The sequence below is a fragment of the Acinetobacter sp. yr461 genome (assembly GCF_900110445.1).
GTDB classification, from domain to species: domain Bacteria; phylum Pseudomonadota; class Gammaproteobacteria; order Pseudomonadales; family Moraxellaceae; genus Acinetobacter; species Acinetobacter calcoaceticus.
Genome location: NZ_FODU01000001.1, coordinates 739,777 through 764,897 on the forward strand (window position 1 = coordinate 739,777; position 25,121 = coordinate 764,897).

The window sequence follows — 25,121 nt, forward strand, 5'->3', positions numbered from 1 at the left end:
ATTATAAAAAGCTTATAAACTGCATCTGTTGCTTGAGCAACTTACTAAGCCTTGGCACTCTTCACAACTTAAACTGGCTGAACCCTATTTCTAATCTTCGCCAGAGTAATTCTCTACACAGCTTCCTATAATTTGTAATTACACTTTTATATTTACCCTATTGAACTGCATATCACCTTTACGAGCTGTATTTTGCGATTACTACTGGCTGCTATATAGATTTCTTTTTCTAAATCGCCTTTTAAACATTAGAGTTCTTAGCCAACCTAAGCTCTTATTTAAAATTCAACCAACCATGTATCCTATTGAAATTTAATTAAAAAATAAAAATACAGCTATACATACTTTTAAAAAACTTATATAATTTATGTGTACAGCTATTCTTTAGATTTCCATCACCACAATACATACAGTATTTCAAATACTCACACCAACTGCATCAAAAAATACTCAAGCAATCTCTCTCGCTCATCTGGCTTGCTTGGATCTAAAAGCTGAACCATTGCTCCATCAATCACAAACAAAAACATGTGCGCATCTTGTTTCAAAGCATCTTCATTACTTGTTAACAGCAAATTATAAATTTCTTTAATCAACCAGTTTCGATAATCAATTACGATCTGATACACCTCGGGATGTGTTTTCGCAATCCCTCTCATTTTCCAACTAGCTCAGGTTATAATAATGGACTCCCAAAATATTGTTGATCTATTATGAACGCCTCCAATGACCCTTTACACGGCAAAAAGCTTGCTGACATTTTGGATGAATTATTGGATTACTACGGTGGATTTGAAGGCTTAAGTCGTAAAATTGAAATTAGATGTTTTTTGCATAGATCCAAGTGTTAAATCATCATTGCGATTCTTACGTACCACACCATGGGCACGTGAAAAAGTAGAAAGCTTATATTTGTATGTCTTACGGCAAAAAGCCAAACAGAAATCGTAGCCTCAGCATTTTGATTAGTGGTGGACTGCCACCACTTTCCTAGACAAACCCTATTTCTAGTCTTAGCCAGAATGATTCTCTAGACAGCTTCCTAACAATTAAGCGCTATAAGTTCAATATTTAAACTATTTACTTAATAAACATATACATCCTTTTCATAAATTTTGTTTTATCTTTACCCTAAATCTTTAAATTCAAGTGATTACACATGTCTAAAAGAACAATAAATATTTATGGAGCCAGACAAAACAATCTTAAAAATATTTCATTAAAGATCCCAAAACATGAAATTGTCGTTTTTACTGGTGTCTCTGGTTCAGGTAAATCTTCTTTAGTTTTTGAGACTATTGGTGCTGAGGCTCAAAGACAAATTAATGAAACTCAAGATAGCTTTGTCCGCAATCGTTTACAGCATTTTGGGGTCGCTGATGTTGATAAAATTGAGAATTTAAATGTACCTGTCATTATTAATCAAAAGCCTTTAACGGGTAACATCCGCTCAACCGTTGCAACAATTACAGATATTTATGCCAATCTTCGCTTATTATTTTCACGTATGGGTGAACCGTTTGTTGGTTATTCAAATGTTTTTTCTTTTAATCATCCCAATGGCATGTGTCCACAATGCGAAGGTATTGGTTTAGAGCAAATAATTGATATTTATAAAATATTAGATTTAAATAAATCCTTAAATGAAGAAGGTGCAATCAACTTTCCTACCTATCAACCTACTGCATGGCGTTGGACGCGATATGCAGATTCAGGTTATTTCGATTTAGATAAAAAATTAAAAGATTATAGTGAAAAAGAATGGGACTTGTTTTTGTATGCTCCTCAGCACAAGCCTTTAAATCCCACAAGTAAATGGAGAAAAACGGCACTTTATGAAGGACTGGTGACCAGATTTGAACGTAACTTTTTGAAAGGTGAAGCGCAGGAAAGAAATCGTTATCGAAATAAACTTGAGGAAATTATTACAACCAAAGAATGTTCTTTATGTAAGGGACAACGACTTAATCAAAAATCTTTATCTTGTAAGATTAACGGTAAAAATATTGCTGAATGCACAGCCCTATCCGTATCAATGCTTTTAGAATTTATAGAATCGATAAAAAGTGAAAAATTTGAAACTGTTCTGCATGAAATCATCAATAAACTGAGCAACTTAAACTTGGTTGGTCTCAGTTATTTAAATCTTAATCGTGTGAGCAATACATTATCTGGTGGTGAGTCACAACGAATCAAGATGGTTAAACATTTGGGTAATAGTTTAGTTGATCTACTCTACATCTTTGATGAACCAAGTATCGGTCTTCACCCAAAAGATTTAGATAATATTATTAAAATCATTCAAAAGATTAGAGATAAAGGAAATAGTGTTTTATTGGTTGAACATGACCCTGATCTTATTAGAACAGCTGACCATGTCATTGATATTGGCCCTCTTTCTGGTATCAACGGTGGTCAAATTATTTACCAAGGAACTTTCGCAGAGTTAAAGAACTCATCAGGTCTAACAGGCCAGTTTTTTAGAAGACCAAATGTCTATAAGAAAACACCACGCATTCGTTGTGAATGGATTTCCATTAAAAATGCCCATTTATTCAATCTAAAAAACATTGATGTCGACATTCCTAAGAACTGCCTAACCGTTATTACAGGAGTTGCGGGTTCTGGAAAAAGTACATTAATCAGTAAAGTTTTACCGCAACAATATCCTGAAACAAAAGTCATTGATCAATCTGCAATTACTGCAAGTATTCGGTCAAATTTACTGACCTATCTAGACCTGCTTGATCCGATTCGTCAGCTATTTGCAAAAGTAAATAAAGTGAGTGCCAAGCTCTTTAGTTTTAATAGCGAAGGTGCTTGCCCTCAATGTAAAGGATCAGGTATCGAGAGAATTGAACTCGCATTTTTAGATGATGTTGAAATGACGTGCGACCTTTGTCATGGCTCAGGATATGACCCAGAGGTGTTAAAGTATCTTTATAAAGGTAAAAATATTGCTGAAATTCTGAAAATGACGGTTACAGAAGCGAGTAACTTTTTTGAAGATCACAATTTACAGCAGCAATTTAATTCTCTGGTGAGCTTGGGGTTAGACTATATTGCAATCGGCCAACGCTTAAATACGTTCTCTGGTGGTGAGCGTCAAAGATTAAAACTATCAAAAGAACTCAATGAAACAGATAATATTTTTGTATTAGATGAACCGAGCACAGGCTTACATCCTTCTGATACTGAAAAATTGATTAGTTTATTAAATAGCTTAGTTGAAAAAGGCAATACGATCATTGTTATTGAACATAATTTAGACATTATAAGTCAAGCAGATTGGATTATTGATATTGGTCCATTGGCTGGTGAAAAAGGTGGTGAATTGGTGTTCTCTGGAACAGTTAGTGGTTTGCTTTCAGCAGAAAAATCCTTAACAGGTCATTATTTGAAAAAATATCTAGAACTGTAAAAAATTGATTTATCTAAGTCTTAGGCTATATATTTTTCAACTTTTCGATAGCTTGGTCACTGCCTCTCTTAGCTATCTTTTGACTTTTTCCCTTAAAATTTTTGTTGAAATGCCATATCTAATCTGCCCCATATTTATAAAATAATTTTTATAATTTAAATAATGGATAACTAAATATGGATCGTTTTAAAACTATTTTACTTATTGCAAGCACATGTTTAACAACAACTATTTATGCCAAGCAACAAGCCGTCTGTGTTTTTGACCCAGTTGGTAAGTCGGGAGACGCTTTTGCTTTGGCCAAAGATTATGCACTCGAAGCCAAAAATTGGGGAGCTGATATATCTTTAAAAGCATATGTTGATGAACGAGTCGCAGCTGAAGATTTAAAAGTCGGAAAATGTGATGGTGCTATTATTAGTGGCTTACGTGGACGTCAGTTTAATAAATATACAGGATCTTTAGATGCTGTTGGCGCATTAACAAATATGAAAACGGCAATTAATGCCTATAAGCTGTTGTCCTCGCCTATGGCAGCAAAAAACATGGTTGTAGGTCCTTACGAAATTGCAGGCTTAGGAACAATTGGTCCTGCATATTTATTTGTAAATGATAGAAGTATCAATACGCTCGCTAAAGCTGCTGGTAAAAAAATTGGGGTATTTAAATACGATGAAGCCCAACCTAAGCTTGTTCAACATGTTGGAGGTCAGGCTGTATCAGTAGACGTCACCAATGCTGGAGCGAAGTTTAATAACCATGAAATTGATATTGTGCCCGCTCCTATTGTTGCATTTAAACCTTTTGAACTCTACAAAGGTTTAGGTGAGAAAGGAGCAATCATTCGTTTTCCTTTAACTCAAATTTCAGCAAATTTTATTATTCGTAAAGATCAGTTTCCAGCAGGTTTTGGGCAAAAGTCGCGAACTTGGGTAGCCAGCCAACTAAATAGAACGTTTGGCATTATTGCTAAATATGAAAGTGATATTCCTTCAAAATATTGGATGGATATTCCTAAAAATGAACAATTAAACTATATGAAAATGATGCGCGAGGCACGCATACAGCTAACCAAGGCAGGTATCTACGACCCTAAAATGATGAACTTTTTGAAAAAAGTGAGATGTAAAGAAAATCCAAGTAATTTTGAATGCGCGTTAAACGATGAATGAATACTGAGGCAGAAAAGGTGAATTTGGATACATAAGTTCTAAATAGCCTTGGCAGCTTCCCATTGATTAGAATCTAAAATTATTTAATTTCTAGTTCTTTCAATTTTTCGATAGCTTCGTCACTGCCTCTTTTAGCTGCTTTACCATACCACTCGATCGCCTTGCTCATATTCTTATCTGTTCCAATTCCATATTCATAGCATCTAGCTAATTCATATTGACCAATTCCATACTCTAACAATGCAGCCTTCAGATAATATTCAAATGCCAGTTTTTCATCTTTTTTAACACTGATTCCTTTTTCGTAAAACGTTCCCAAGTAATAAAAAGCCATGAAATCATTTTGTGCAGCAGCACTCTTGTACCAAAAGAATGCCTTATCTAGATTTTTATCAACGCCTTCTCCATTTTGATACATTAGTCCCAAATTTATTTGAGCTGACACATCACCTTGAAGTGCTGCTTGTTTAAACCATTTAAAAGCATTTGTATCGCTTTTTTCTGTACCTAAACCATCTTGATACATCAGTGCTAAATTATACTGTGCTTGTAATTCTCCGTTATTCGCAGCTTTAAGGTTCCACTTAAAAGCTTCGGAATAGTCTTGAGTGACCCCAACTCCTGTTTGATACATATATGCAATTCGAGCATCTGCTAATGGACTTCCTTGTTTTGCAGCCATTAAAAATAGTTCTAAAGCTTTAGCGTAATCTCGCTCTTTACCATTAATGCCTTCAAAATAATCTTTACCCTCATCTAGAAGTACTTGATTAGATGAATCGGCCAACGCCTCATTTTTCACAAGCATTAATAAAAAGATAATTAATATAAATTTCTTTAGAATCATTTAACTTCCTTATTGTTATCTCAATAATTTATAGTTAATAAAATCAGATGCTTAAATTTATATTGAGTTATTTGTCGCAAACAACAATAAAAACTAAATAACCAAGCCATATAAAAAAGCATAGAAGAAATACAAAGCTTAGCAAAATAAATTTTTTCAAAATGCCCATAAGAGTCCTAAATTGTTAAACATCTAGTTTAATAAAAGCAAATCTCACCTATAGTTTCCCAAATCCATCTTCAAACAAGCCATTTGTAGCTGCTACATTTAATTGTTACTTTGGTCGTGCATTGTTTCGTAAGCTTGCGCTCTTAATTGCTCTTCGTTTGTACCGAAGTATCTTTTTCTCAACTCCTCAACGGACTGTTGCTTAGTTTCATTGCTCATGCCAGTTTTTAAAATCTGATCTCTCTCATTTAAATAACTATTTACTTGTTGACCCCATACAGCTTCTTCTTGATCAACTTTCTCCAAACGTTTTGCAGCTTCTGTCCCTAACAAATTTTCACGCATATTTTTAATATCTTCAGATGTTCCACCTTTTCCCTTAATTTCTTGAGTAAGTTGCTGCAATTCTTGAAATTGCATGGCAGTTTTTACTCCTGACCCTAAACTTTCTGGAAGTTTCTCAATTAATTGCGATATTTGGCTCGCTTTTTGTTCCGTACTTAAAGACTTGTCTGCGTAAACTCGCATCTGCTCGATGTTAAATTGATTTAGATTTCTTTCATTACCAAACAAAGCATTTATCTCTTCAGGCTTGAAAAACTTTTGCTGAAAACTATTTATCTGATTTACTAACCGTTGATACGCATTAAAATCATTGGCTGTAAAATTGCTTTCTGGTGTTAGATTTTTTAAAGCATGATTATAAGCCACGTATTGATCTAATAAGTATATTGCATATTTAGCAGCCTCAGCTGACAAGTTTGCGGTTAAATATTGACGAATATTAGATACAAGCTCATTTTCACTTTTTTCACCTAAACTTGAAAAAAAGTAATCAAAACAACTTCGTATTCCAACTGTTAAAATTAATTTTCCTTGTTTATCAACTTGAATTGGACAATCAATTTCTGTGCCCTGTAGTGAAGCTGAAAGTTGAGGTGTACCTTTATTTGGACTAATACTTTCTTGGCTATATTTAGATTCAGTATAAGAGTCTGATTTATCACTACTTGAACTTGTTAAATTTTGATGATCAGGTTTAAAAAACCAGTATATTAAACCCAAAAATATAATAATAAGAACTATAAATAATACTTTATTCTTCAAGGTAGCTATCTCTCATTTTTACTTTTAATTAAGAAATAATTTTTATTAAAGGAGCCGTAAGCTCCTTTAACACTTAAACTATAGTCCTAAATTTTTAAGGCGGTTGGCTTGTAAACGATACGGGGTGACAGGATTCTGTAGAAAACCAACCAAACCAAGCGTCTGATTAACTTCATCAAGATGATTAAATGCGTAGTTGTCACGAATCACCGTACCAAGATGATTTGAACATCTAGATACCAAGCCATCACTTTCGCTAGGTATAAGTAGAGATAAAGCCAATAATCCAGAATCAAAGGGATCTAATATGTTAGTTGCAGGACTCGTTCCACCCCAAGAATAGTAACGAACACCCTTAACAAGTTCATCGCCTGAGCCACACTGAGTAACAGGCACACCAGCAGAAAAGCGTTTATTGAAATCGGCTGCTCCAGCTGTAGTTAAAGAGTTTAAGCCAGCAACACTATTTTGATCGTAATAATGGCCTGAACCAACACCTACTAGAGAAAAAAAGACGTTAACTGCTGTACCAAGTGCTGGTTCTAATATTGGGCCTACAGGTGATTTGGTTAAGTTATAAACAATATCGGCAACAGGCGAACCTTTGTTAGGTCCGCCTACAGAGGTTGCTGAAGCAATCTTATTAGGCATTAACCCAGCAACATAACGAACAGATTGACTACCATGGCTATGGCCAATTAAGTTAACTTTTTCTGCACCTGTAATTGCTAAAATTTGTTTAACTTGTAGAAGTAATTGCTCACCACGCACTTCAGAAGAGTTAAAAGAAGCTTGTTGAGCCACATAAACATTAGCTCCATTAGCCACCAAATCTTCAGTAATACCATTCCAGTATTGTAAAGGGCCAACCGCAGAAAAACCTGCCATTCCATGAGCCAATACAATAGGATACTTCGTTTTTGCATAACTTGATTTTACGGAAGTACTACCGCCTTCTGTACATGAATTTACGTTACAATTTAGCCAAGAAGACTTGCTAGTACTTGAGTCGCTAAAAGCTGCATTTACCACAGCTCCACTATTAATAACTAAACTGAATGTAAGAATTACAGCATTCCTATATTTCTTTTTCATCCTAAGCTCCAAGCTTTTCATTTTTTTTAAATTGATGTCCCTACACTCTTAAATATTCAATTTCCTTATACTTAAGAGTTAAAAAAAATATACTGAGCTTTTTAATTATTTAATATAGAACTGCCCAAACATTACGTGCCAAAACAGCACATTAGGCGACAAAAAATTGGGAAATGGCTAAAAATCGGATGAATGTATGTTTTCAAATTGATAGTAATGTCTTATTTTTTCATCAAATACAGGCTAAAAATGGATTTTCTGCAAAAAATGAGTATTCCTAGACATAGTACCGAGCACTTTATTTTAGGTTCATATGTTCATTTACTTTCACAATTTGTGCAAAAGTGGAATATTAATCCAGATGAGATTTTCTTGAATACAAGTGTTGATTTAGATCGATTAAATGATTTGGATTATAAGGTTAATATTTCTGACTTTAAAACCATTATTAGAAATTGCACAACCTTGACACAAGAACTCGGTCTTGGATTTTATGCTGCCAAAGAGTTAAAAATTACCTCACATGGCTTATTAGGATTAACCGCTGTTATATCTAATGATGTAAAGGATGCTCTAGAAACCATCAATAAGTTTATAAAAATACAGTGTACTTTTATAAACTTAAATTTATATGTAGAAAAGGATTTAAGTTATTATGAAATTACTTATGAAGACGGAACACTTGACTGGGATAACCCTTTAGATGTTGCAACTTATGAGTTTTGTTTCGCATTTTTTTTAGTTGGGTTTGTTTCTTTAGTCCGAATTTTCTTTCCTTCATTTAAACCTATCATTAATTTAGAATGTGAATATCCACAATATTTCACACGTTTTCACGACCTTTTAAGCTCAACGTTTGAAAAAATAAATTATAATCAAAAAAACACCTGCCTCATAACATCTAGCCAAATTCTTAATAACCCACTCATTATGGCTGACCCATTAACATCTAAAAAGTTACAAGTGATCTGTGAAAATGAATTAAATAAAATATCAAAATTTCAGGAAATTCAATTTCGTGTAAAAAATGCATTATATGATGATTTAAATGGCCTATTGAACCTTGAGCAAGTTGCTAAAAAATTAAATTTAACTAAACGTACTTTGCAAAGAATGCTTAAAGAAAAAGGATATAACTTTCAAAAATTATATAAAGAAGTACGCGAGGAAAAATTACTTAAATTTTTTAAGAACCAAGTATTAAGCCGAGAAGAAATAGCAAGAAAATTAGGTTATTCAAATACATCTACTTTTAACCGAGCACGAAAAAAAATAGAGTAATCTCTAAGCAAAAATTTTTAGAATTCTTTTCAGTCTATAGCACAACTACTATATATAAGGTCTAAAACCCTCTCCATAGTGCGCATCTAATTTAGCAAAAACAATTCATAAATTTATATATTGATTTTAAATTTCAATAGATAGAGAATCACTCGCAATCATAAATAACTACAATAGAGTTCTATATGCTTCATAAGAAGAAAAATAATATAGCCCTGTGCTACATCCTTCCTTTGATTTTAGTTATTGGCTTCTATGCTTTTTTTCGTGTATCTATTCTTCCTTATATTTATACCAAGCAAGCACAGCATCAACTTTTAACAGTAAACAATCAAACAACTGAAATTTATTGGAAAGAACCAGACCTCTTAGCTAATAAAAAGTATCCAGCAATTATCTTTTTACATGGCATTCAGAAAGATAAACAAGGTGCTAAAGCTTTTGTACGCTCTGGTTTGTTAAATGAATATACTAAAAAGAACTTTTTTAGTTTTGCTGTATCTATGAGTGGATATGGTGAGTCCTCTGGAAAATCAGATTTTTGTGGTAAAGCTTCACAAAATAATCTTATACAAGCCATTAATTTTGCTCGATCGCAGCCGGATGTTGATCCAAACAAAGTTGCAGTGGTTGGAATTAGTTGTGGTGCGTCTATAGCGAATGTCGTAGCTAACTCAGGCAAGATAAATGCTTTGATTTTGGTATCGGGCTTTTATAATTTTAAAGGTATGTATGCTCAGTGGAGTTCTAATACTAGAACACTACCGTCAAATGTAATGAAAGAAATAAACCAAACCATTGCTTCTGAAAAAAATATTGAAAATGCATCCGCAGCTAGATCATCGCTACCAATCTCATCTCAATATCCTCCTACTCTTATATTAGTTAGCACCAAAGACCCAATTGTTGACCCAAAACAAAGTATTCAGCTACATCAATTACTCGATAGCAAAGGTATTCCAAACACCTTAGAACTTATACAAAATGCCAAACATCCGGTGCCTGCTAACATATGGAAAAATAGAAGCGAGCTATTTCTGTTAAAGCTTTTCAATCTTTAGCTACCTCCTACCCATTTTTAGATAATTTTTTTATTGTTTCTTTTATTGAATGAATACTGATTCCTTCGTTTGCTTCATACTCTCCCTTCCCATGTAGTTGAGGCATAATAGATGAACCTGCATGGTGTAATGCAACAACCTCCCAATTCATGTTAAAAACAGGACTTCCCGAGCTACCAGGTTCTGTTGGGGTGCGATAATGTAATAATCGTTCTTCATCGCAAATATCCAATAATTCAGTATCATGTAAAGATAATTGAAGTGCGTCACCAGATGGATGACCAACTATAAATACTTTCGTTCTAGGTGATGGAATAGGCAAATTACCATTAACAGGAAGCGGTAAACCTCCTTTGGGCCAAGTTTTTAATTTAACTACAGTAACGTCTAACATTTCACCAGAAGTAACTCCCAAATTACCAGGAGGTGAAGTAAAAAGAACTGACGAAAGAACTTTATGCGATATCGGATGTCCTTTTACAACACACTCGAGTTCAAATGTTACCCAAGCATCAGATGGGGAAACTGCTCCAGCAATACTGTCACTAATTACATGAGAGTTGGTTACAAAAACTAGCTCTTGATTGCTACCTAAATTGAGACTCTCAGCACTAACAAGAAAACCAGTACCGACTCTATGTCCAGACTTGTCAGTTACACACCCTATACTTGCACATTTCTCTAACATTTTTCTTATCATATTTACTGTAAATGTCCGTTCTCCAGAAAAATTTTTTTCTAAAGAATTTGGGTCAACATGCACTGTTTTTAACATTTCAGTTGAAATGGACCATCTCTTTTGAGTTCTCATGACATATTGATCAATTATACGACTTAGTTTATCTGCACAACTTGTGTTACGTAATGCATTAGCATGCCAAATTTCTCTTAATTGGCGAGAGTAACTTTCAATATGAAAAGGTCTAGTTAATGTATGCTGTAAAAAACGATATAACCACAGCTCAGCTAAATCACATTGATTAAGAGCTAAATATGCTTCGGAAGCAGTTGCAAAGAGCCATTGGCTGTCATCACCTTTCATTACTCTATTCAGCACATCATTAAGTATATCTTCTGCTAATTTCGGTAATCTCAGGTCATCAGCAATTTCCAGATCTATATCGAGGCGCTCCTGAATAGCAACTAAAGCTACGATATTAATACCATGATAATATGGCCTAGAATTGTTACGATATCTTAGTGCATACAATTTAATTGCCTTATCCAATGAGTCAATATCATCAAATAAAACATATCTCTGCTTAGCTATTCTTGCCTGTTGTCCCTGATATTCTCCTAATTCTATTTTTGCTTGTTGGGTATTTAAGGAGGCTGCAAAAGGTATAACTTTTACGAGGGATTGTTCAGCTTCATCTAAATCACCTAATTCTATTAAAGCGGTTATATAATTTTTTTCAACAAGTAAATCTAATCCAAATTTTGAACGCCAACTATAAGCTAACTCTTTTGCTACTTTGAATAGTCTATGATTATTCAAAGCTATTAATGCTTTTCTAATTTTCTCGACAGGAGGGCTGTTTGAAGTACCTAATAGATGATTTATATACTGAATGATATTTGAAAAATCATCGGGTAAGCAATCTGGTACTCCTCCCTCTAGTAGTTCTGACGTAAGTCTTGTTAGTTTTTCTTCGTTCATTATAATTTTACTCCTAAGCTTTCAGCTAAAGCTCTACGGAACTGAACTCCAGCTAGATAATGTGTTGCTGTATGTCTCCAACTGCCCCAATTTGATTCTTTAATATCTTTTATTTTAAGTTTATTGTCTGATAAATATTCATTAGCTAACTTAGGATCTAGACCACAAATTGGATCTAATGGGTCATATACATTTATCCAATTCATTAATTTAGCTAATGGGAAATCGATCACTTTTACTTCAGATGAGCGTAGCTCATCCTGTATTTCCTTAATTCCTAGAGGTGATCCAAGTGTAATTAAGCTATCAATAAAAGGACATTCTTCAACATTACGAAGGACATCATACGCAATCATAGTTCCCATACTATGAGAAACAATCACAATTTTTTCGGCAATTTCATTTGCTCGTTTTAAATCACTCAGAAAACGGTTACGAATTTCTTTACGTACTTCAAAACTAACCCCATCGGAGCGTTTATAATCTTTATTAAAAAGATAATAATATGCTTCTATTGCTGCTTTCTGAATAACAAATTCTTTTACCTCTTTTGGTAACCATGAAGCTATTTCAAGCTGCCCTGGTATAGTTGCATTCAATGCTTTTGGAGGCGGACTATCTAATTTAATATTTTCTTTAATTAAAATTTGAGAATTAAATTTACGCTGTAACTCCGATAAAAATCTTACCTCGCGAGGAGTTGTAGGTTCTGGTAATTGAAGCTCACCAATAACTTTATTACAATCATGTATATTAATTATAAAGTCATTTGCAGCTTCATACTGGTCGCTATAATCCGTTTCATAGTCTGTGCCATAAAATACATCAGCCCAATATGTAAAAAATAATGGTATACCTTGATCTTGCAGATTTATTCCTGGATTAATATTTCCAAATATCTCTGGTTTAGGGTCATTTCGTTCTAGTCCCCATAACCATATTTCTTGCAATTTTTCAGGTTTAGGTTTTTTTGCAAGTCCATGAATAAATACTACTGCTGCTTTCCATTTTTTATGCATATTTTTTCTCCAGAAATAAAAATCAGTTTAAAATACTTACCTTAATTTTTGTTTTTGGTGATTCACCAATCTTATAAGAAAAAGATACTCCTCCATCATTATTTATGCTCAATACAGAGCTTGAAGTCGATAATGCAGCTTGAGAAGTATTATAACTAGTTACAAAATTTGTAATTTGTGAACCATTATTTAGATCAAGTAGCAATAGGCGACCAAACGATGTTAATATCCAAATTCTCCCTCTTTTCTCATCTATAGTTAATATGATAATCCGATCTGCACTCGCACCAGTTCTATAAGATATTGTACTTACTAAGCTTTTTTTCCAAATAAGATTGTTATTCTGTGTTAATGTAATATCTCCATTTTCAGAATCTAGCCCTAACTTTGAATTTCCATAAAAGGTCTGTACATTCCAATATTTCAAACCTTCATAATAATCTACTTCACTAAAAGTATTATTTTCAGCTATCAATTCCTCTTCAATTTTAAATTTTTCTTTAAAAACTTTTACTCCTGAAACTCTAAATCCAGCATATATTTTATTTTTATGATCACATACTATTGTTGTCACTCTATCTTTATCTGATTGCTCATAATGCTCTATACCAATATTATGATCATTATTCCAAGTTTTTGAGTATCTTAACCATGCTATACTCCCACTATAATTACCCATAATTAAATTATTATTATCACCACAGAATGCAGCAGCTGTATAATAGTCTCCAAATCCAGGAGAATTAGTAGGTATTTTAGGAAGCTCTATTTTTACTTCATTTGTTTCTTCATCATTTTTTAATAAACCACATCTAGGAACTAATGCTATTTTTTTTAGTTCTTCCAAATCAACCCAAGTTATCCATGGACATTTTTCCTTTCCTTCGAATTCAAGAGTAGCTGCTAGAGGCAACAAATTAGTATCATTGAAATTAATCAGGGATAAATAACTTTTATTATTATAAAATACGGAGGAAAAAATGTAAGATTGATCTTGATTACCAATTTCTTTATTTATCAATTCAAAAAAACCTTTATTCTTCCACTCATCTTTAATAAAATTATACAACTTATTATTGATATTAACTTTAACACTCCTCCCCAATTGCAATTTAGTTTCTCCTATAACACTACCTTCATTATTTATTAATTTCACATCACCCTTTCCAGTTATTATTAAATATTTATTTTTCGAATCACTTACATATATATAAATAATTTCATCATTTGGTTTTAGAGTATATAATTTTTTAAATCCATTATTATATAAAAACACGTTACCAACACTATCACCAATAATAAAATTATTGTTATTAATTAAAGATACTGCTAAAATATGACTGTTTTTATTAACATTATTTCCATAAGAATACCTAGCATTAAAATTACAATTATTATAATTTGCAATCTTAATACCACTATCATCATAAACGACATAATAGTTAATATTATTTTTAAAAATTATTTTGAAAAATCTATCCCCAGTATTACATAAATTTTTCAAAACATTATTACCAATATCTATTAAACCAATACCTCCATACCACCCCTGATATATTATTTTTTTGCCTTTATCTGAGTTAAAATAATACATTTCATCAATATCATCAAACCCACTATTTTCATCAAAATTAATATTATTTGTATCGACTTGCTCATACAAGCCTAACTTTGAGTTAATTAATGTTGTTGATGGAATGTCTTTTTCTTTTTTAGCACTTTCTAACACTGATTTATAATCCCCATTTTGTTGCAATGCAGAATATAAAGTTAATAAACTCGTTGTTTTTTGAATTTTTGCTTCTCTCATATTTATCCATAAAAACACAGATAGCAATATAAGTATTGATATAAAAGATGTTAATATAATTATTAATTGATTTTTCTTTTTCAAAAAATGATAAGATACTGCTATTCTATCTATTACAATTTTATTAGCAATACCTATTTCAACTGCTAATTCATCCTCTACAATCCAAATATTATTTTTATAATTTAACCAATTATCAGCTTCAATAACATCACCATATTTTTCTAGTGTATTTCCTATATTAATAGGAACTATCAGCCTTTTAGGATTTTGTGAATGAAAATATTCCACTTCCTTTTTTACCCAAGTAGATTGTAATAAAGCTCCTTCATTTACTATAACTAAAAGTACTTTCGATTTTCTCAATGCTTTTAATAAAACATTACTTAAATTTGCACCAGGAGGGGCCTCTTCTTCACTATAGAATACAGTAAAATTTTTTTCTCTTAATTTTCTTGCTAAGTCTGAGGCATAGCTTTGTGTTCCTCTAGGATATGGGCCAAGGGTAAATGAAATAAAAAAATCATACCCAAGCATATCAATTTTACTTTTCCCCTTTTCCATAATTGTAGCACTCCTGTACTAACTATTATCGATTTTAAACTTATTTTAGATAACTTAGTAATTCTTATATTTACCTATCAATTTAAAAATACTATTTTATAAATATAATACCATTAATAAAATGAAGCAACTTTAAACATCTGGTATAAATTAAATCAAAACATCTAATTGTATTATAAAAATTTAAAATTATATTTCTCACCAAATTTCAATAATTAAAACATTGTCTTTGAGATAATTTTAATTAAAATTATCTCAAAGATTAATACAATCTAAATAGTAAAATTTATTTTTTAAATTAACTAACAAATTATTATTCAGCAAAACTGATATGAATGGTTACCTAACTTTTTCTATCTAATTATTGTATAAAATTAAATCTAACTTATATAAATATAAGTATAGAGAGATTCTTGAGAACCAAACTATGCTTTTTTCCAAAATCCGCCCTCAAACAAGCTTTTATAATAAATCACCGTTCCATCATAGTTCCCATTTGAGCTTAATGCGAAACTTGGGATGACACCCACACGGACAAATCCAATTTTGCTATATAAAAGTTCGGACACATCGCCTTCACGTGTATCTAAGACAAGTAAGCGCAAGCCTTTTTCTCTTGAAAACTTTTCTAGTTCATTCAGTAGTAATGTTGCTATTCCTTGTTTTCTTGCTGTTGTCAAAACCATGAGTTTTTCAACTTCGGCTCTGTGAACTCCGTTCTTTTTACTTACCAAGGACAATTGAACACTACCGACAATCTTTCCTTCATGAATGGCAACCCATAGACGGCTATTACCATGTGCTAATTTATGGTTGACCTCACGCCAATAATTTAAGACCTCGTTCTTTTCTATAGGAGCTAAGAAGCCTATTGAAGCTCCGCTATTTATAGAATCTTCTAACAATAGCGATAAGCCTTGTTCATAGTTACCAATTTCATTTATCTCTAAAATTTCAATATCTTTCATATTTTTCTCAATTAGTTCAACTCAATCTTTTGCTAAATGCATATGTGGTGCAAAAATAAAGTGTCTAGGTTCTTGGTATTGCATAATTAATGAACGCAATTCGGTAATGAATACCTCTGCTTGTTCTTTGTTAAGATTAATACCAAATGAACAACCATCATCATAACCAATTAAATGAACAGTACCTTGGCTGCAATCTGGCAAAAACGGTGGATTTGAGTTTCCACCCCAAGGTCTGTATACAATTTCAATAATCTTTTGAGTATTAATATCCTTTGTTAACAATTTTTCCCCAAGGCATTCTTTGGAAATGCGAAGATTGTTTTTAGAAATAAAAAATATTTCTTCTGCATTTTTAGCCCATCGTTTATTTCTTCTATATTCATAATGTAAGTAGAAAATAAATGGTAATACTAGGAATATTAAAATAAGTGTTAGGACACCATCATTTTCTACATACACTTCATAAACACCATAAAAAAATAGAATGTCAAACAAAATTATCGCTATACAGTCCAAAGCTATTAAATTTTCTAAAAGCTCACCGTTCATTTTTAAATGAATAGTAGTTCCCGTATCTGAAGTATGTGTTTCAAATTGATTTGGCATCCAATACTCAATTTTCTAAGTTTATTGTTTAATAAAACCGCTGTACCTATTGAATCTTACTTATTAGTACGGCGCTTAAACTCTCGTTATTGCTGTGTATTATAAAATCACCAAGCAGAATTTTATAGCGGTTTAAGACGGCATGTGTCTCTCAATTACTCTCCCAAATGTCACAACAACTGTAATAAAAAATACTCAAGTAATCTCTTCCGTTCATCTGGTTTATTTGGGTCTAAAAGCTGAACCATTGCCCCATCAATCACAAACAAAAACATGTGCGCATCTTGTTTTGAAGCATTTTCATTGCTTTTTAAAAGCAAATTATAAATTTCATTAATCAGCCAATTCCGATAGTCAATTACGGTCTGATAAGCCTTGGGATGTGTTTTAGCAATCTCAAAAATCGCTTTAAAGGGCAAATGGTAAAGCCCCTCTAAGTCGGCATGTAAGAAGTAAATCTTTCGGAGCTTTTCAATTAGCGTTAATTCTTTTTGAACATGGATAATTGAAATGACCTCGTGTTTAAGGCCATCTTTTTGAAAGGTTAGACTCATTTCAATCAGTCTTTCTTTTGAGTGGAAGTAGTTATAAAAGGTGGCTTTAGGGATGTTCGCCGACTCAATAATTCGGTCTACCCCTACATTATGAAAGCCGTGTTTATTAAAAAGATAGCGAGAGGTATGAAGCACGCTTAAAGCACGAAATGGAAGATCTGAATGTGGCATATTTTTACCGTTATAAAAAATTATTGTTGTATATAAATGAGATAAAAAAGGCATAGCAAAGCCATAAAGACTATGCTTGGCACATCTCAAGTTTAATTGTCTAAGTTTTAAGTAATAACAAGCTAAAGCCTGAAAAGCCTTACGGCGATCAAGCTGCGTGAAATGTTTTAAGCTGTGTCGTTATAGCTTTTGGCAATGGTTGCCAAGAAATAATGGATGTGCAAAGCCAACTCCTTATATATGGAGTTCTGCCAAGACATTAGAATTATGGTGGCAGAACGAAAGGGGTTCGCAGACTGGCTTCAAGACCCAGCACACCCGAAGGTGTCCCCCTCCGTTCCGCCATAGAGGGGGCACGAGGGTATACACACTAAAAGAAGAATCTTTTAATGCTCTTGAAGAACGGTCTGCGACAACCGACTGGCAATGTAGGCCAGCCCGCAAATGGTAATCTTCAATATTTGAAGTGTCAATGTGAAATTGGCTAGAAAATATTTAAATAGTTATTATTTTTCATTCAATTAGATAATTAAGGAAATTCTTAAGTAATATTTACCATCTACTTTTATATCATTAAGTTAAAGTTCAAAATCACTAGAACTTAAGGTTTCATTTGGCTCAAGTATTAAACAACTCTTTTTTATAAATCTATGGAAGCAAGTAAAAAACAATCTGCTCTCTTTGAGCAATCAATAATCAACTCTGATCTCTTCATGACATAATTGATAAAATTTTAAGATATTAAATATTTTTATTATTATGGCACTAATATTTATAAATATTTCCACCAAAATAATTACTTTATATAAAATACCTATTATTTTCAGTAATTAATATTTATTATAAAGACAAACCATCAAAGCTTAAACAAACTTATCCATTAATTAAAAAGTTAATATAACTTAATAATATTATTTTTAAATTTAATTAAACTAAAATATAATATTTATATTAATAATTACAACAACCTATATAAAAATATAGCAATATGTCTATTTTTAATTAAGTGCTTTAATTAACACTATTAATCACATTTCAATTATGAGTTATCTTTCTCTTTAAAAAATAAAAATATTTCCACATCTAAAAACAATATAGTGTAAAAATGCCAGTAAAATATAATTTGTATCAAAAACGATTTAATTTTTAATAAATATATTATTAATAATTCAACTCAAATGATATTTTAATAAAGAGAAAATATAAGTCTAAGATATATAAATAAATCATACTTTAAACGCTTTATAACCAATGGTATTTAAAATACCAGACAAAGCATCCAACGCGATTACTTTTATAAACAATAAAATAAAGCGATTGGATAAAACATAATTTAAGAGGATTTAATCATGTCAACTTCATCAAACACTGTTGTTATTACTGATGATACTGGGCTATTAACCAATATCACATATATTGATGGTTCTGTTGTATATACAGACGGCGAAACCTGTGAACCGCCACCCTCCATTACTAAAAAAGGAAATGTTTGGACTATCACTTTAGACTGTGACCGTAGCGGCTCTTCGCAGGTTGCTGATAGTTATGTTGAACTATTACAAAAAGGTAGTCATATGTTTGCTGATAGTCAAAGTAGTGGCGACACTCCTAGCAAGCTTAACTTCTACTTTGGCGTTAATTTGCAAACTTCGTCGGCTTCCATTCCCGTATATCTCGCTCAAGGTCACTATGTTGGACATAACAATTGGTGGTTTGGTAGCTTAGCCGTAACCAATATTGGTGGAAATAAACCTGTTCTATTAATCAATGGTACGAACGTAGCTCTAACAGGAGGTAATAGCTCATTCACTTTATCAAATATTTAAAGCTTATGAAGAATACGCCGATTCATCGTTCACTTAAAAATGAGCAGTCTCATTTCGAGGCTGCTTTTTATATATGCCTCATTTGAGTATTCAGTATAAAATTGTGTTTAAGCGACCAAACTCACAAATTAGGCCGCGTCATATACTTAAAGTGATAAGAGCAAAAAATGACTCAAAATGAAGTTGAATTAGCAGAGAAATTGTCAAAAGAATCGCATCAAGGTCAAAAGTATGGTCCTCATGATTACTTTGATTACCATATTAAAGGTGTGGTCAATTCATTAATTAAGCATCGATTTTCAGAAGTCTATATTATTACAGCCCTTCTACACGATAGCGTTGAAGACACACCTCTTACGCTAGACAAAATCGAAAGTTTATTCGGAAAAGAAGTCCGTGATGCCGTTGATGCATTAACTAAACGGGAAACTGAAACACGCGAAGAATATTTAATTCGTTGTAGTTCGAATCCGATCGCTCGAGTCGTAAAACTTCATGATGCAGCCTTTAATGCGCATAACTCACATAAGGACAATAATCACTCACGTGTAGATTATTACCTTCAAACCATGTTAATTGTTTCAACGGCCCAAGATAGGTTGGAATGAAAAGGTCGAATTAGCTAGGTTTATAAAATATAAGATGATCAATTTGATTTTGTAACGTAATCAAAATCACCCTAAAAAAGGACTCTTGCTTTAGCTAAAATCAACCATTTTGCACATATATTTGCTCAATCCTATTTAACTTTCCTAAGAATTGAGCAAATTTTTGCTCATTTATGATCTACGGCGAACCTATCTCAAGGTTAAATACGCCCAACCTCTAAATATGGAATCAGGTTTCCATCAAAACTTGGTCTTGGGTCGCCTTCATAGCTAATAAAACCATGCATGCCTGTTAAACGCTCACCTTTATAAAACTGGTTTAACTGATAGCGCGGGTCTTTATGTGAAAGCGTAAAGCTCACCACACCAACGCCCTGCTGTTTTGACTTGTTATAGGCGTCTTCGAGCATTTTATGATGCAACGCTAGATCTTGTGGATGACACATTAAGGTGTGTAGCACGTGGTACTTAATAGAGTTACCGAGTTTAGGCAAACGCATGCCTTTGGTCAGCGGAGTCAATAAGTTATAAACGGGCCTAAAAATTCCAATGACTGAACTGTAATGCAAAATTTTAGTTTGCTTAATACTATGTTGATCCCACAAGCCAAACATCCCAACCAGTTTTTCATCCTTAAAATAAAGTGAAAAGTCTGAGAGTTTTATCCCCGAAAAATATTGATGCCCTTGGGCGAGTTCTTCAAAGTTATAGGCTGGAATAAAATTATAAAACTCCGCCATGTCGCTAATAAACTGATTCATGGCTTCTACATGATGAGCTTCAGCTACACATGTATGTATATCTTGAAGATCACTCTGATTAGCTTGCTTTAAGAAAGCCGTGATTTTTCTTTTTGTGCCTGTGTCGGTCAGGCTTAATGTCTCGATGAGTCCTTCATCATAATAATCGGGCATTCCCGTTTTGCCCGTTTGTATGGCTGCTCGTGCTGCATGGTTGTCATCAAAAATAATCATTTGGCTATAATTCGGTTCATGCATGGTCTGTTTTACATGCTTTGCTAAAACCTTAACCAGTGATTTCCCCCGATAGTTGTGGTCTACCCGCAAATCACCAGCGTATCGTAAGTTTTGAACGTTCCGATCGACATAACATGGACGGTAACCATTGCTATAACAAGCGACATGCTTCTGACTCTCTGTGTCTTCAATCACGACATGTAATTTATGTCGATACACAATGTCAGACGCTTGAAAATAACTTGGTTCACGCTGAAAGCTGATTTGTATGCCTTTGGTGGTCATGGGTACGGCGATTAAGTCTCTTAGCGCCTGATCATCTGCCAAAGTGGCTTCTCGGGTAATGAGGGTATTGTCAGCAAGTGGTGTATTTGTTTTCATTCATTATTCACCTGTTGTGCAGTTTGTACGGGCACCAAACTATTTAAACGCCCCATTTGGTCGAGTAGCTGATAGACAAACACGACTTCGTCTTGGTCATTCACTGTTTTTTGGGTTTGTACATCGAGTAACTTCTGCTCGGTATTGAGCAAATCAAATGTCGTTTTAGTACCCACATCAAACTCTTTACGTGTGTAAACAAAGGCAATAGACGCTGCCTCTATGGCATTTGCCAGTGCTTCTTTATTTTGTCGAATGGTTTGAAGCTGCGCATAGCTGGTACGGGTACGCTTATTCAAGTCCAGTTCAAGACTTCGAGTTTTTTGGTTAGCCAAATCTATATCGGCCTGCGCTTTTTTAACATTGGCCCGATTTAATCCATCGTCATAGAGCGGTACATTGAGCTGTACCCCAACCATATAGTTATTACTTTCAGAGCCAATATAGCTTGCTTCATCTTGCTTTCCGGCACGGCTGGTGAGCATGACCGTTGGCCAAAGTTCACGTTTGGTTAAAGCATATTGTTTCTCGGCGGCCTGTTTTTCGTATTTGCTACGCATTAAAGCTGGATGGTTTTTGGTTTGAGCCAAAATTTCATCTAAGTTAGTGGGAATAGTAGGTAGTTTTTTAATGGCAATAAGGTTGTCAGGCGTTACACCCGTTACTTGGTAAAACTGTGCTTCGCTTACGGTCAGGTTAGATTGAGCCTGTGTAATATCGGCTTGACCTTGTGCGACTTGTGCCAAAACCTGAGCCAAGTCCGCACGGGTAATCATGCCTACATCAAAACGGCGCTTCGACTCATATAAAGACCGTTGCAGATTCGCCATAGTCTTTTGTCTGAGTTCTAAAATAGCTTTCTTCTTTAATACATCGGTATAGACCATGACGGTATTTAAGATAGTTTCCGATCTTTGATCTGACAAACCTTGGTTTTGTGCAGAAAGCTGACTTTCAGCAATATCAATCCCTAAGCGGTGTCGCCCAGAGGTATAGATCGGATAATCTGCCTGCAATTGCAAACTTCGTCCTTTACGGTTTCCTTCTGTTGGAAACAGGACTTGTGAAGGCGTATCTATTCTTTCATAGTCAAGTTGCCCCACCAAATTGACTTTGAGGCCATCACGCTGTTTGGCCTGTTCAAGCATAGCGGTTGACTGATTCACGCTTAAACGGCTGACTTCAAGCTGACTTTCATGTCTTAAGCTGGCTGACAAAGCCTCGTCTAAAGTCATGGCATGTGTATTCGACACAACCAACACGCCAAGATACAAGGTGTGTCGCAGTGTTAAAAACCGAGTATTAAATTGCTTCATCCCTTTCATAGTTGTTCCAAACTATTGAGGGTGACTTTTTTGAGTGGTTCAGGCTTGATATTACCTTCGATAATGCCATCAAACATGACCAGTTTCTTGTAAGCATTCCAACCATTATTGGCCTGACGAATCTGAGGCTGGTCGAGCTGTCCTAAGTTTCGAGCAAGTTCGTAATGGAAGTTTTGACGCAAAATACTGTCGATATATTCATTGTTAATACTGTGATGAATTTCGCCTTCAAACAGCACACAATAAAACGGCTTAACGTGTTGCTCGGTATCAATCGCTAGTAAAGAAATCGCTTTAGATTCCGTTTCATTTAACTGCGACAACAACTGTTGGGCGGTTTCAGGTGCGAGTTTTTCACCGACCAGATCTACACCAAAACGGCGGCCTTGGAACTCAAAACAAGGGATTTGTTCTATAAAGCCTGTTACCCGTAAGCAATCATCCATACAGTAACGAAGCAAACCATTGCCCGATGTAATGAGCGGGCTCACCACATCGCCTTGTTTCAATTCCCACGACGGAATGATCTGACCTTGTTTGTCACCTTCCAAATATTCAAACTCATAGAAGTGACTTTGATACGCCAGTGGGTATTGGTCGTTATAAGGAATAGTGACTACACCTTCCGTCGCCCACAGACCTTTTCCTTCAAACTGAACACTGGGTAACTTCTCTTTTAATTTTTCAGCCCAAGCTTTTGAACCCGCGGTATCCCAGCTCGACACTAGGCTTAACTTTGGCCATAGCTGTTTAAAGTCAATCTGTTCGCCGTTTGAACTATCAATTAAGGCTTGAGCACTTTCAGCACTATGCGGTGGATTTACTTCTCTTAATGAGCTTTGGCGATGTCCCCATAAACCAGTCTCTAAAACCTCTATGACTTCCTGTTGCATCGACTCTAAACGCTCAAGCAATTGCAATGCAAAGGTTGGGCTCCATACAGAAATCATGGCTAAGTTACGGTTTGCCACCAAATAGCAAATGGTGGCAAAGAGTGCATCGTCGGCATTGGCTGCAAAAGCAACATTACTTGGAACGGCTTGGGTAAACTTAGATAAAATTCGCTTACCTACGCCCAGTAGCGCACTATCATCATTTAGGTTTTTATCTTTTAAAACTTCACGCTGGCTTTCAGGTAACCATGACACTGACCAATAATGTGTACCCGAACTGAGCTGTGGACATTTGCGGTATAAACTCGCCATCCACGGCGCAATCGCATGATCAAGCTCATCTAAAAACAGCTTGGTATAGGGAATAAACTTGATCTGTTCACTCGAGCCACTGGTCGGCTGAAAACGAACCAACTTACTGCTAGACAGTGAAAGTTTCTGTTCACGGTAACGTTGAATGTCTTCTCGCCATGCGCCATAACGTGTCGCAGAAAATGATTTTACAAACTGCTCATAGTTTTGAACTTTTTTGTCTTTAGCAAACGTAGAGGTCTGTAAAATCGAATGCAGGATTTGGCGTTGTGTTGCTTCTAACGCATTAAACCGTTTTTGGAAATTACGATCGGATGCATCACACCATTTTTTTAAAATAAGATGTGAACCCGTGGTCAGCCATTCAATAGGTTTCATTGGATGGCCTCTCTACGTTTTGTTTTATGTGTTACACAGGCTTCAAATTTTCCCTTACTCGTTGGTTTGGTGATGAGCTTTACTGGGAAACGCGCAAGATCTTTCCAGCCTAATCGACCAATACACGGTAATTCTGTACCCGCACTCCATGTTGGATTCATTTGCTCAAAGAAATGAATATTTGGGTTCTTTTGTCTCATTTCGGCAGTAATCGGTGCGACTTCACCTTTTAATGGTTGATAGTCATCTCCAAAATTTAAGAGGCCCGCATCTTTATCATAATATTCCCCAAAGAATTTCTCACAGTAGTGCTCGACCACTTCCGAGAGATGCTGGTTTTCATCTTTAATGTTGGGGTAGTACACATAGTAGTTATTGGCGAGTAAGAGATAGGTTTTGTAGCCTTTTGAAATGAGCAGCCAATAGAGTTCGTTAAATGGATATTTGATTCGAAGCTTGATCATGAGTTTGAGCATGGTACTTTGCAGACTACGCGTGCCCCAAAACTTCTTCAAAATGACCGTATCACCACTAAATAACACGGTGTAGTCTTTACCGTTTAAGTAAAAGTGCTGCACAACAACAGTCGAGAACCCCACAATCTCATCTGTTTCCGAGTCAAAAATTAAGATCGCACCACTTTTGTTTTTAAAATCATCTACGAAAATAGAAAATCTCGTATTTTCATAATACTGTTCGTAAATGGAATACATCACTTTTAATCGGTCAGTATCGATTTGCTCTTTTTCAAAATATTGACCATACGTCGTGTTTTTCAGGTTCAATTTTGAAATCAATTTATACGTTGTATTAATCATAATCCTTTAACCTTCCACCTCTAATTTGCGAGTTCCCCAATCTCATCTACCGATATTAGAAAACTCTATCAATGTTCTTTTTCTATGAAGGGATAT

General features: G+C 34.2%; 19 protein-coding genes and 2 pseudogenes. 7 read left to right on the forward strand and 14 right to left on the reverse strand.

Annotated features, from left to right (window positions below):
- Positions 1 to 425: 425 nt before the first annotated feature.
- Positions 426 to 650, reverse strand: a pseudogene (locus tag BMW38_RS03610) (TetR family transcriptional regulator); the annotation flags it as partial.
- A gap of 63 nt (positions 651 to 713) precedes the next feature.
- Here BMW38_RS03610 and BMW38_RS03615 point away from each other — a divergent pair.
- From BMW38_RS03615 to adeT1, 3 genes and pseudogenes are all read left to right on the forward strand, one after another.
- Positions 714 to 951 (forward strand): annotated as a pseudogene (locus BMW38_RS03615) (VF530 family protein).
- 208 nt (positions 952 to 1,159) lie between these two features.
- Entirely contained in the window at positions 1,160 to 3,421 is a 2,262-nt protein-coding gene (locus BMW38_RS03620) for an ATP-binding cassette domain-containing protein (RefSeq protein ID WP_092705851.1), read from the forward strand.
- Between the two features lie 176 nt (positions 3,422 to 3,597).
- Entirely contained in the window at positions 3,598 to 4,593 is a 996-nt protein-coding gene (gene adeT1, locus BMW38_RS03625; protein ID WP_092705852.1) for a putative multidrug efflux protein AdeT1, read from the forward strand.
- Between the two features lie 79 nt (positions 4,594 to 4,672).
- On the opposite strand, the gene BMW38_RS03630 is transcribed toward adeT1, so the two are convergent.
- The 3 genes from BMW38_RS03630 to BMW38_RS03640 form a co-directional block, all read right to left on the reverse strand.
- The gene (locus BMW38_RS03630; RefSeq protein WP_092705853.1) at positions 4,673 to 5,440 is read right to left on the reverse strand and encodes a tetratricopeptide repeat protein; all 768 of its coding nucleotides are present in this window, start codon (positions 5,438 to 5,440) and stop codon (positions 4,673 to 4,675) included.
- 267 nt (positions 5,441 to 5,707) lie between these two features.
- Positions 5,708 to 6,715, reverse strand: a complete 1,008-nt coding sequence (locus BMW38_RS03635; RefSeq protein ID WP_092705854.1) for a lipase secretion chaperone — start codon at positions 6,713 to 6,715, stop codon at positions 5,708 to 5,710.
- 78 nt (positions 6,716 to 6,793) lie between these two features.
- On the reverse strand, positions 6,794 to 7,810 hold the full coding sequence (locus BMW38_RS03640; protein ID WP_092705855.1) for a lipase family alpha/beta hydrolase: 1,017 nt from the start codon (positions 7,808 to 7,810) through the stop codon (positions 6,794 to 6,796).
- A gap of 249 nt (positions 7,811 to 8,059) precedes the next feature.
- Between BMW38_RS03640 and BMW38_RS03645 the strand changes: the two genes are divergently transcribed.
- Complete coding sequence (locus tag BMW38_RS03645) at positions 8,060 to 9,091, forward strand: AraC family transcriptional regulator ligand-binding domain-containing protein (protein WP_092705856.1); 1,032 nt, start codon at positions 8,060 to 8,062, stop codon at positions 9,089 to 9,091.
- A 185-nt stretch (positions 9,092 to 9,276) separates the two neighbouring features.
- Positions 9,277 to 10,152 (forward strand): alpha/beta hydrolase family protein, encoded by an 876-nt coding sequence (locus tag BMW38_RS03650; protein ID WP_092705857.1) that lies wholly within the window; start codon positions 9,277 to 9,279, stop codon positions 10,150 to 10,152.
- A 7-nt stretch (positions 10,153 to 10,159) separates the two neighbouring features.
- On the opposite strand, the gene BMW38_RS03655 is transcribed toward BMW38_RS03650, so the two are convergent.
- The 6 genes from BMW38_RS03655 to BMW38_RS03680 all read right to left on the reverse strand — a co-directional run bounded on the left by BMW38_RS03655 (position 10,160) and on the right by BMW38_RS03680 (position 17,507).
- Positions 10,160 to 11,812 (reverse strand): serine protease, encoded by a 1,653-nt coding sequence (locus tag BMW38_RS03655; protein WP_092705858.1) that lies wholly within the window; start codon positions 11,810 to 11,812, stop codon positions 10,160 to 10,162.
- Complete coding sequence (locus tag BMW38_RS03660) at positions 11,812 to 12,831, reverse strand: lipase/acyltransferase domain-containing protein (protein WP_092705859.1); 1,020 nt, start codon at positions 12,829 to 12,831, stop codon at positions 11,812 to 11,814. Before BMW38_RS03660 ends, BMW38_RS03655 begins: the two co-directional genes overlap by 1 nt.
- A gap of 22 nt (positions 12,832 to 12,853) precedes the next feature.
- Positions 12,854 to 15,205: a toll/interleukin-1 receptor domain-containing protein gene (locus tag BMW38_RS03665; protein ID WP_092705860.1), complete on the reverse strand. Its 2,352-nt coding sequence runs from the start codon at positions 15,203 to 15,205 to the stop codon at positions 12,854 to 12,856.
- Between the two features lie 425 nt (positions 15,206 to 15,630).
- Entirely contained in the window at positions 15,631 to 16,173 is a 543-nt protein-coding gene (locus BMW38_RS03670) for a GNAT family N-acetyltransferase (protein WP_092705861.1), read from the reverse strand.
- A gap of 21 nt (positions 16,174 to 16,194) precedes the next feature.
- Positions 16,195 to 16,782, reverse strand: a complete 588-nt coding sequence (locus BMW38_RS03675; RefSeq protein WP_092705862.1) for a hypothetical protein — start codon at positions 16,780 to 16,782, stop codon at positions 16,195 to 16,197.
- Positions 16,783 to 16,952: 170 nt separating this feature from the next.
- On the reverse strand, positions 16,953 to 17,507 hold the full coding sequence (locus BMW38_RS03680; protein WP_213031092.1) for a TetR/AcrR family transcriptional regulator: 555 nt from the start codon (positions 17,505 to 17,507) through the stop codon (positions 16,953 to 16,955).
- A gap of 1,349 nt (positions 17,508 to 18,856) precedes the next feature.
- Here BMW38_RS03680 and BMW38_RS03685 point away from each other — a divergent pair.
- Both BMW38_RS03685 and BMW38_RS03690 read left to right on the forward strand, forming a co-directional pair.
- On the forward strand, positions 18,857 to 19,333 hold the full coding sequence (locus tag BMW38_RS03685) for a hypothetical protein (protein WP_092705864.1): 477 nt from the start codon (positions 18,857 to 18,859) through the stop codon (positions 19,331 to 19,333).
- A 167-nt stretch (positions 19,334 to 19,500) separates the two neighbouring features.
- Entirely contained in the window at positions 19,501 to 19,941 is a 441-nt protein-coding gene (locus tag BMW38_RS03690; RefSeq protein WP_092705865.1) for an HD domain-containing protein, read from the forward strand.
- A gap of 200 nt (positions 19,942 to 20,141) precedes the next feature.
- Here the strand turns inward: BMW38_RS03690 and BMW38_RS03695 are convergent, their stop codons facing one another.
- Genes BMW38_RS03695 through BMW38_RS03710 form a run of 4 tightly spaced genes read right to left on the reverse strand, consistent with a single transcriptional unit; the run spans position 20,142 to position 24,992 of the window.
- Positions 20,142 to 21,299, reverse strand: a complete 1,158-nt coding sequence (locus BMW38_RS03695) for a hypothetical protein (protein WP_092705866.1) — start codon at positions 21,297 to 21,299, stop codon at positions 20,142 to 20,144.
- Positions 21,296 to 22,624 carry a TolC family protein gene (locus BMW38_RS03700; RefSeq protein ID WP_213031093.1) on the reverse strand — a complete coding sequence of 443 codons (1,329 nt, stop codon included), beginning with the start codon at positions 22,622 to 22,624 and terminating at the stop codon, positions 21,296 to 21,298. Before BMW38_RS03700 ends, BMW38_RS03695 begins: the two co-directional genes overlap by 4 nt.
- The gene (locus BMW38_RS03705; RefSeq protein WP_092705867.1) at positions 22,621 to 24,207 is read right to left on the reverse strand and encodes a GH3 family domain-containing protein; all 1,587 of its coding nucleotides are present in this window, start codon (positions 24,205 to 24,207) and stop codon (positions 22,621 to 22,623) included. Before BMW38_RS03705 ends, BMW38_RS03700 begins: the two co-directional genes overlap by 4 nt.
- Positions 24,204 to 24,992: a hypothetical protein gene (locus tag BMW38_RS03710; RefSeq protein ID WP_170834031.1), complete on the reverse strand. Its 789-nt coding sequence runs from the start codon at positions 24,990 to 24,992 to the stop codon at positions 24,204 to 24,206. Before BMW38_RS03710 ends, BMW38_RS03705 begins: the two co-directional genes overlap by 4 nt.
- Between the last annotated feature and the right edge of the window lie 129 nt (positions 24,993 to 25,121).

Bases quoted from the DNA above. Each gene is read 5' to 3' on its own strand.
- BMW38_RS03620 (WP_092705851.1), top strand. From the start codon at position 1,160: ATGTCTAAAAGAACAATAAATATTTATGGAGCCAGACAAAACAATCTT.
- adeT1 (WP_092705852.1), top strand. From the start codon at position 3,598: ATGGATCGTTTTAAAACTATTTTACTTATTGCAAGCACATGTTTAACA.
- BMW38_RS03630 (WP_092705853.1), bottom strand. From the start codon at position 5,440: ATGATTCTAAAGAAATTTATATTAATTATCTTTTTATTAATGCTTGTG.
- BMW38_RS03640 (WP_092705855.1), bottom strand. From the start codon at position 7,810: ATGAAAAAGAAATATAGGAATGCTGTAATTCTTACATTCAGTTTAGTT.
- BMW38_RS03645 (WP_092705856.1), top strand. From the start codon at position 8,060: ATGGATTTTCTGCAAAAAATGAGTATTCCTAGACATAGTACCGAGCAC.
- BMW38_RS03650 (WP_092705857.1), top strand. From the start codon at position 9,277: ATGCTTCATAAGAAGAAAAATAATATAGCCCTGTGCTACATCCTTCCT.
- BMW38_RS03655 (WP_092705858.1), bottom strand. From the start codon at position 11,812: ATGAACGAAGAAAAACTAACAAGACTTACGTCAGAACTACTAGAGGGA.
- BMW38_RS03660 (WP_092705859.1), bottom strand. From the start codon at position 12,831: ATGCATAAAAAATGGAAAGCAGCAGTAGTATTTATTCATGGACTTGCA.
- BMW38_RS03665 (WP_092705860.1), bottom strand. From the start codon at position 15,205: ATGGAAAAGGGGAAAAGTAAAATTGATATGCTTGGGTATGATTTTTTT.
- BMW38_RS03670 (WP_092705861.1), bottom strand. From the start codon at position 16,173: ATGAAAGATATTGAAATTTTAGAGATAAATGAAATTGGTAACTATGAA.
- BMW38_RS03675 (WP_092705862.1), bottom strand. From the start codon at position 16,782: ATGCCAAATCAATTTGAAACACATACTTCAGATACGGGAACTACTATT.
- BMW38_RS03680 (WP_213031092.1), bottom strand. From the start codon at position 17,507: ATGCCACATTCAGATCTTCCATTTCGTGCTTTAAGCGTGCTTCATACC.
- BMW38_RS03685 (WP_092705864.1), top strand. From the start codon at position 18,857: ATGTCAACTTCATCAAACACTGTTGTTATTACTGATGATACTGGGCTA.
- BMW38_RS03690 (WP_092705865.1), top strand. From the start codon at position 19,501: ATGACTCAAAATGAAGTTGAATTAGCAGAGAAATTGTCAAAAGAATCG.
- BMW38_RS03695 (WP_092705866.1), bottom strand. From the start codon at position 21,299: ATGAAAACAAATACACCACTTGCTGACAATACCCTCATTACCCGAGAA.
- BMW38_RS03700 (WP_213031093.1), bottom strand. From the start codon at position 22,624: ATGAAAGGGATGAAGCAATTTAATACTCGGTTTTTAACACTGCGACAC.
- BMW38_RS03705 (WP_092705867.1), bottom strand. From the start codon at position 24,207: ATGAAACCTATTGAATGGCTGACCACGGGTTCACATCTTATTTTAAAA.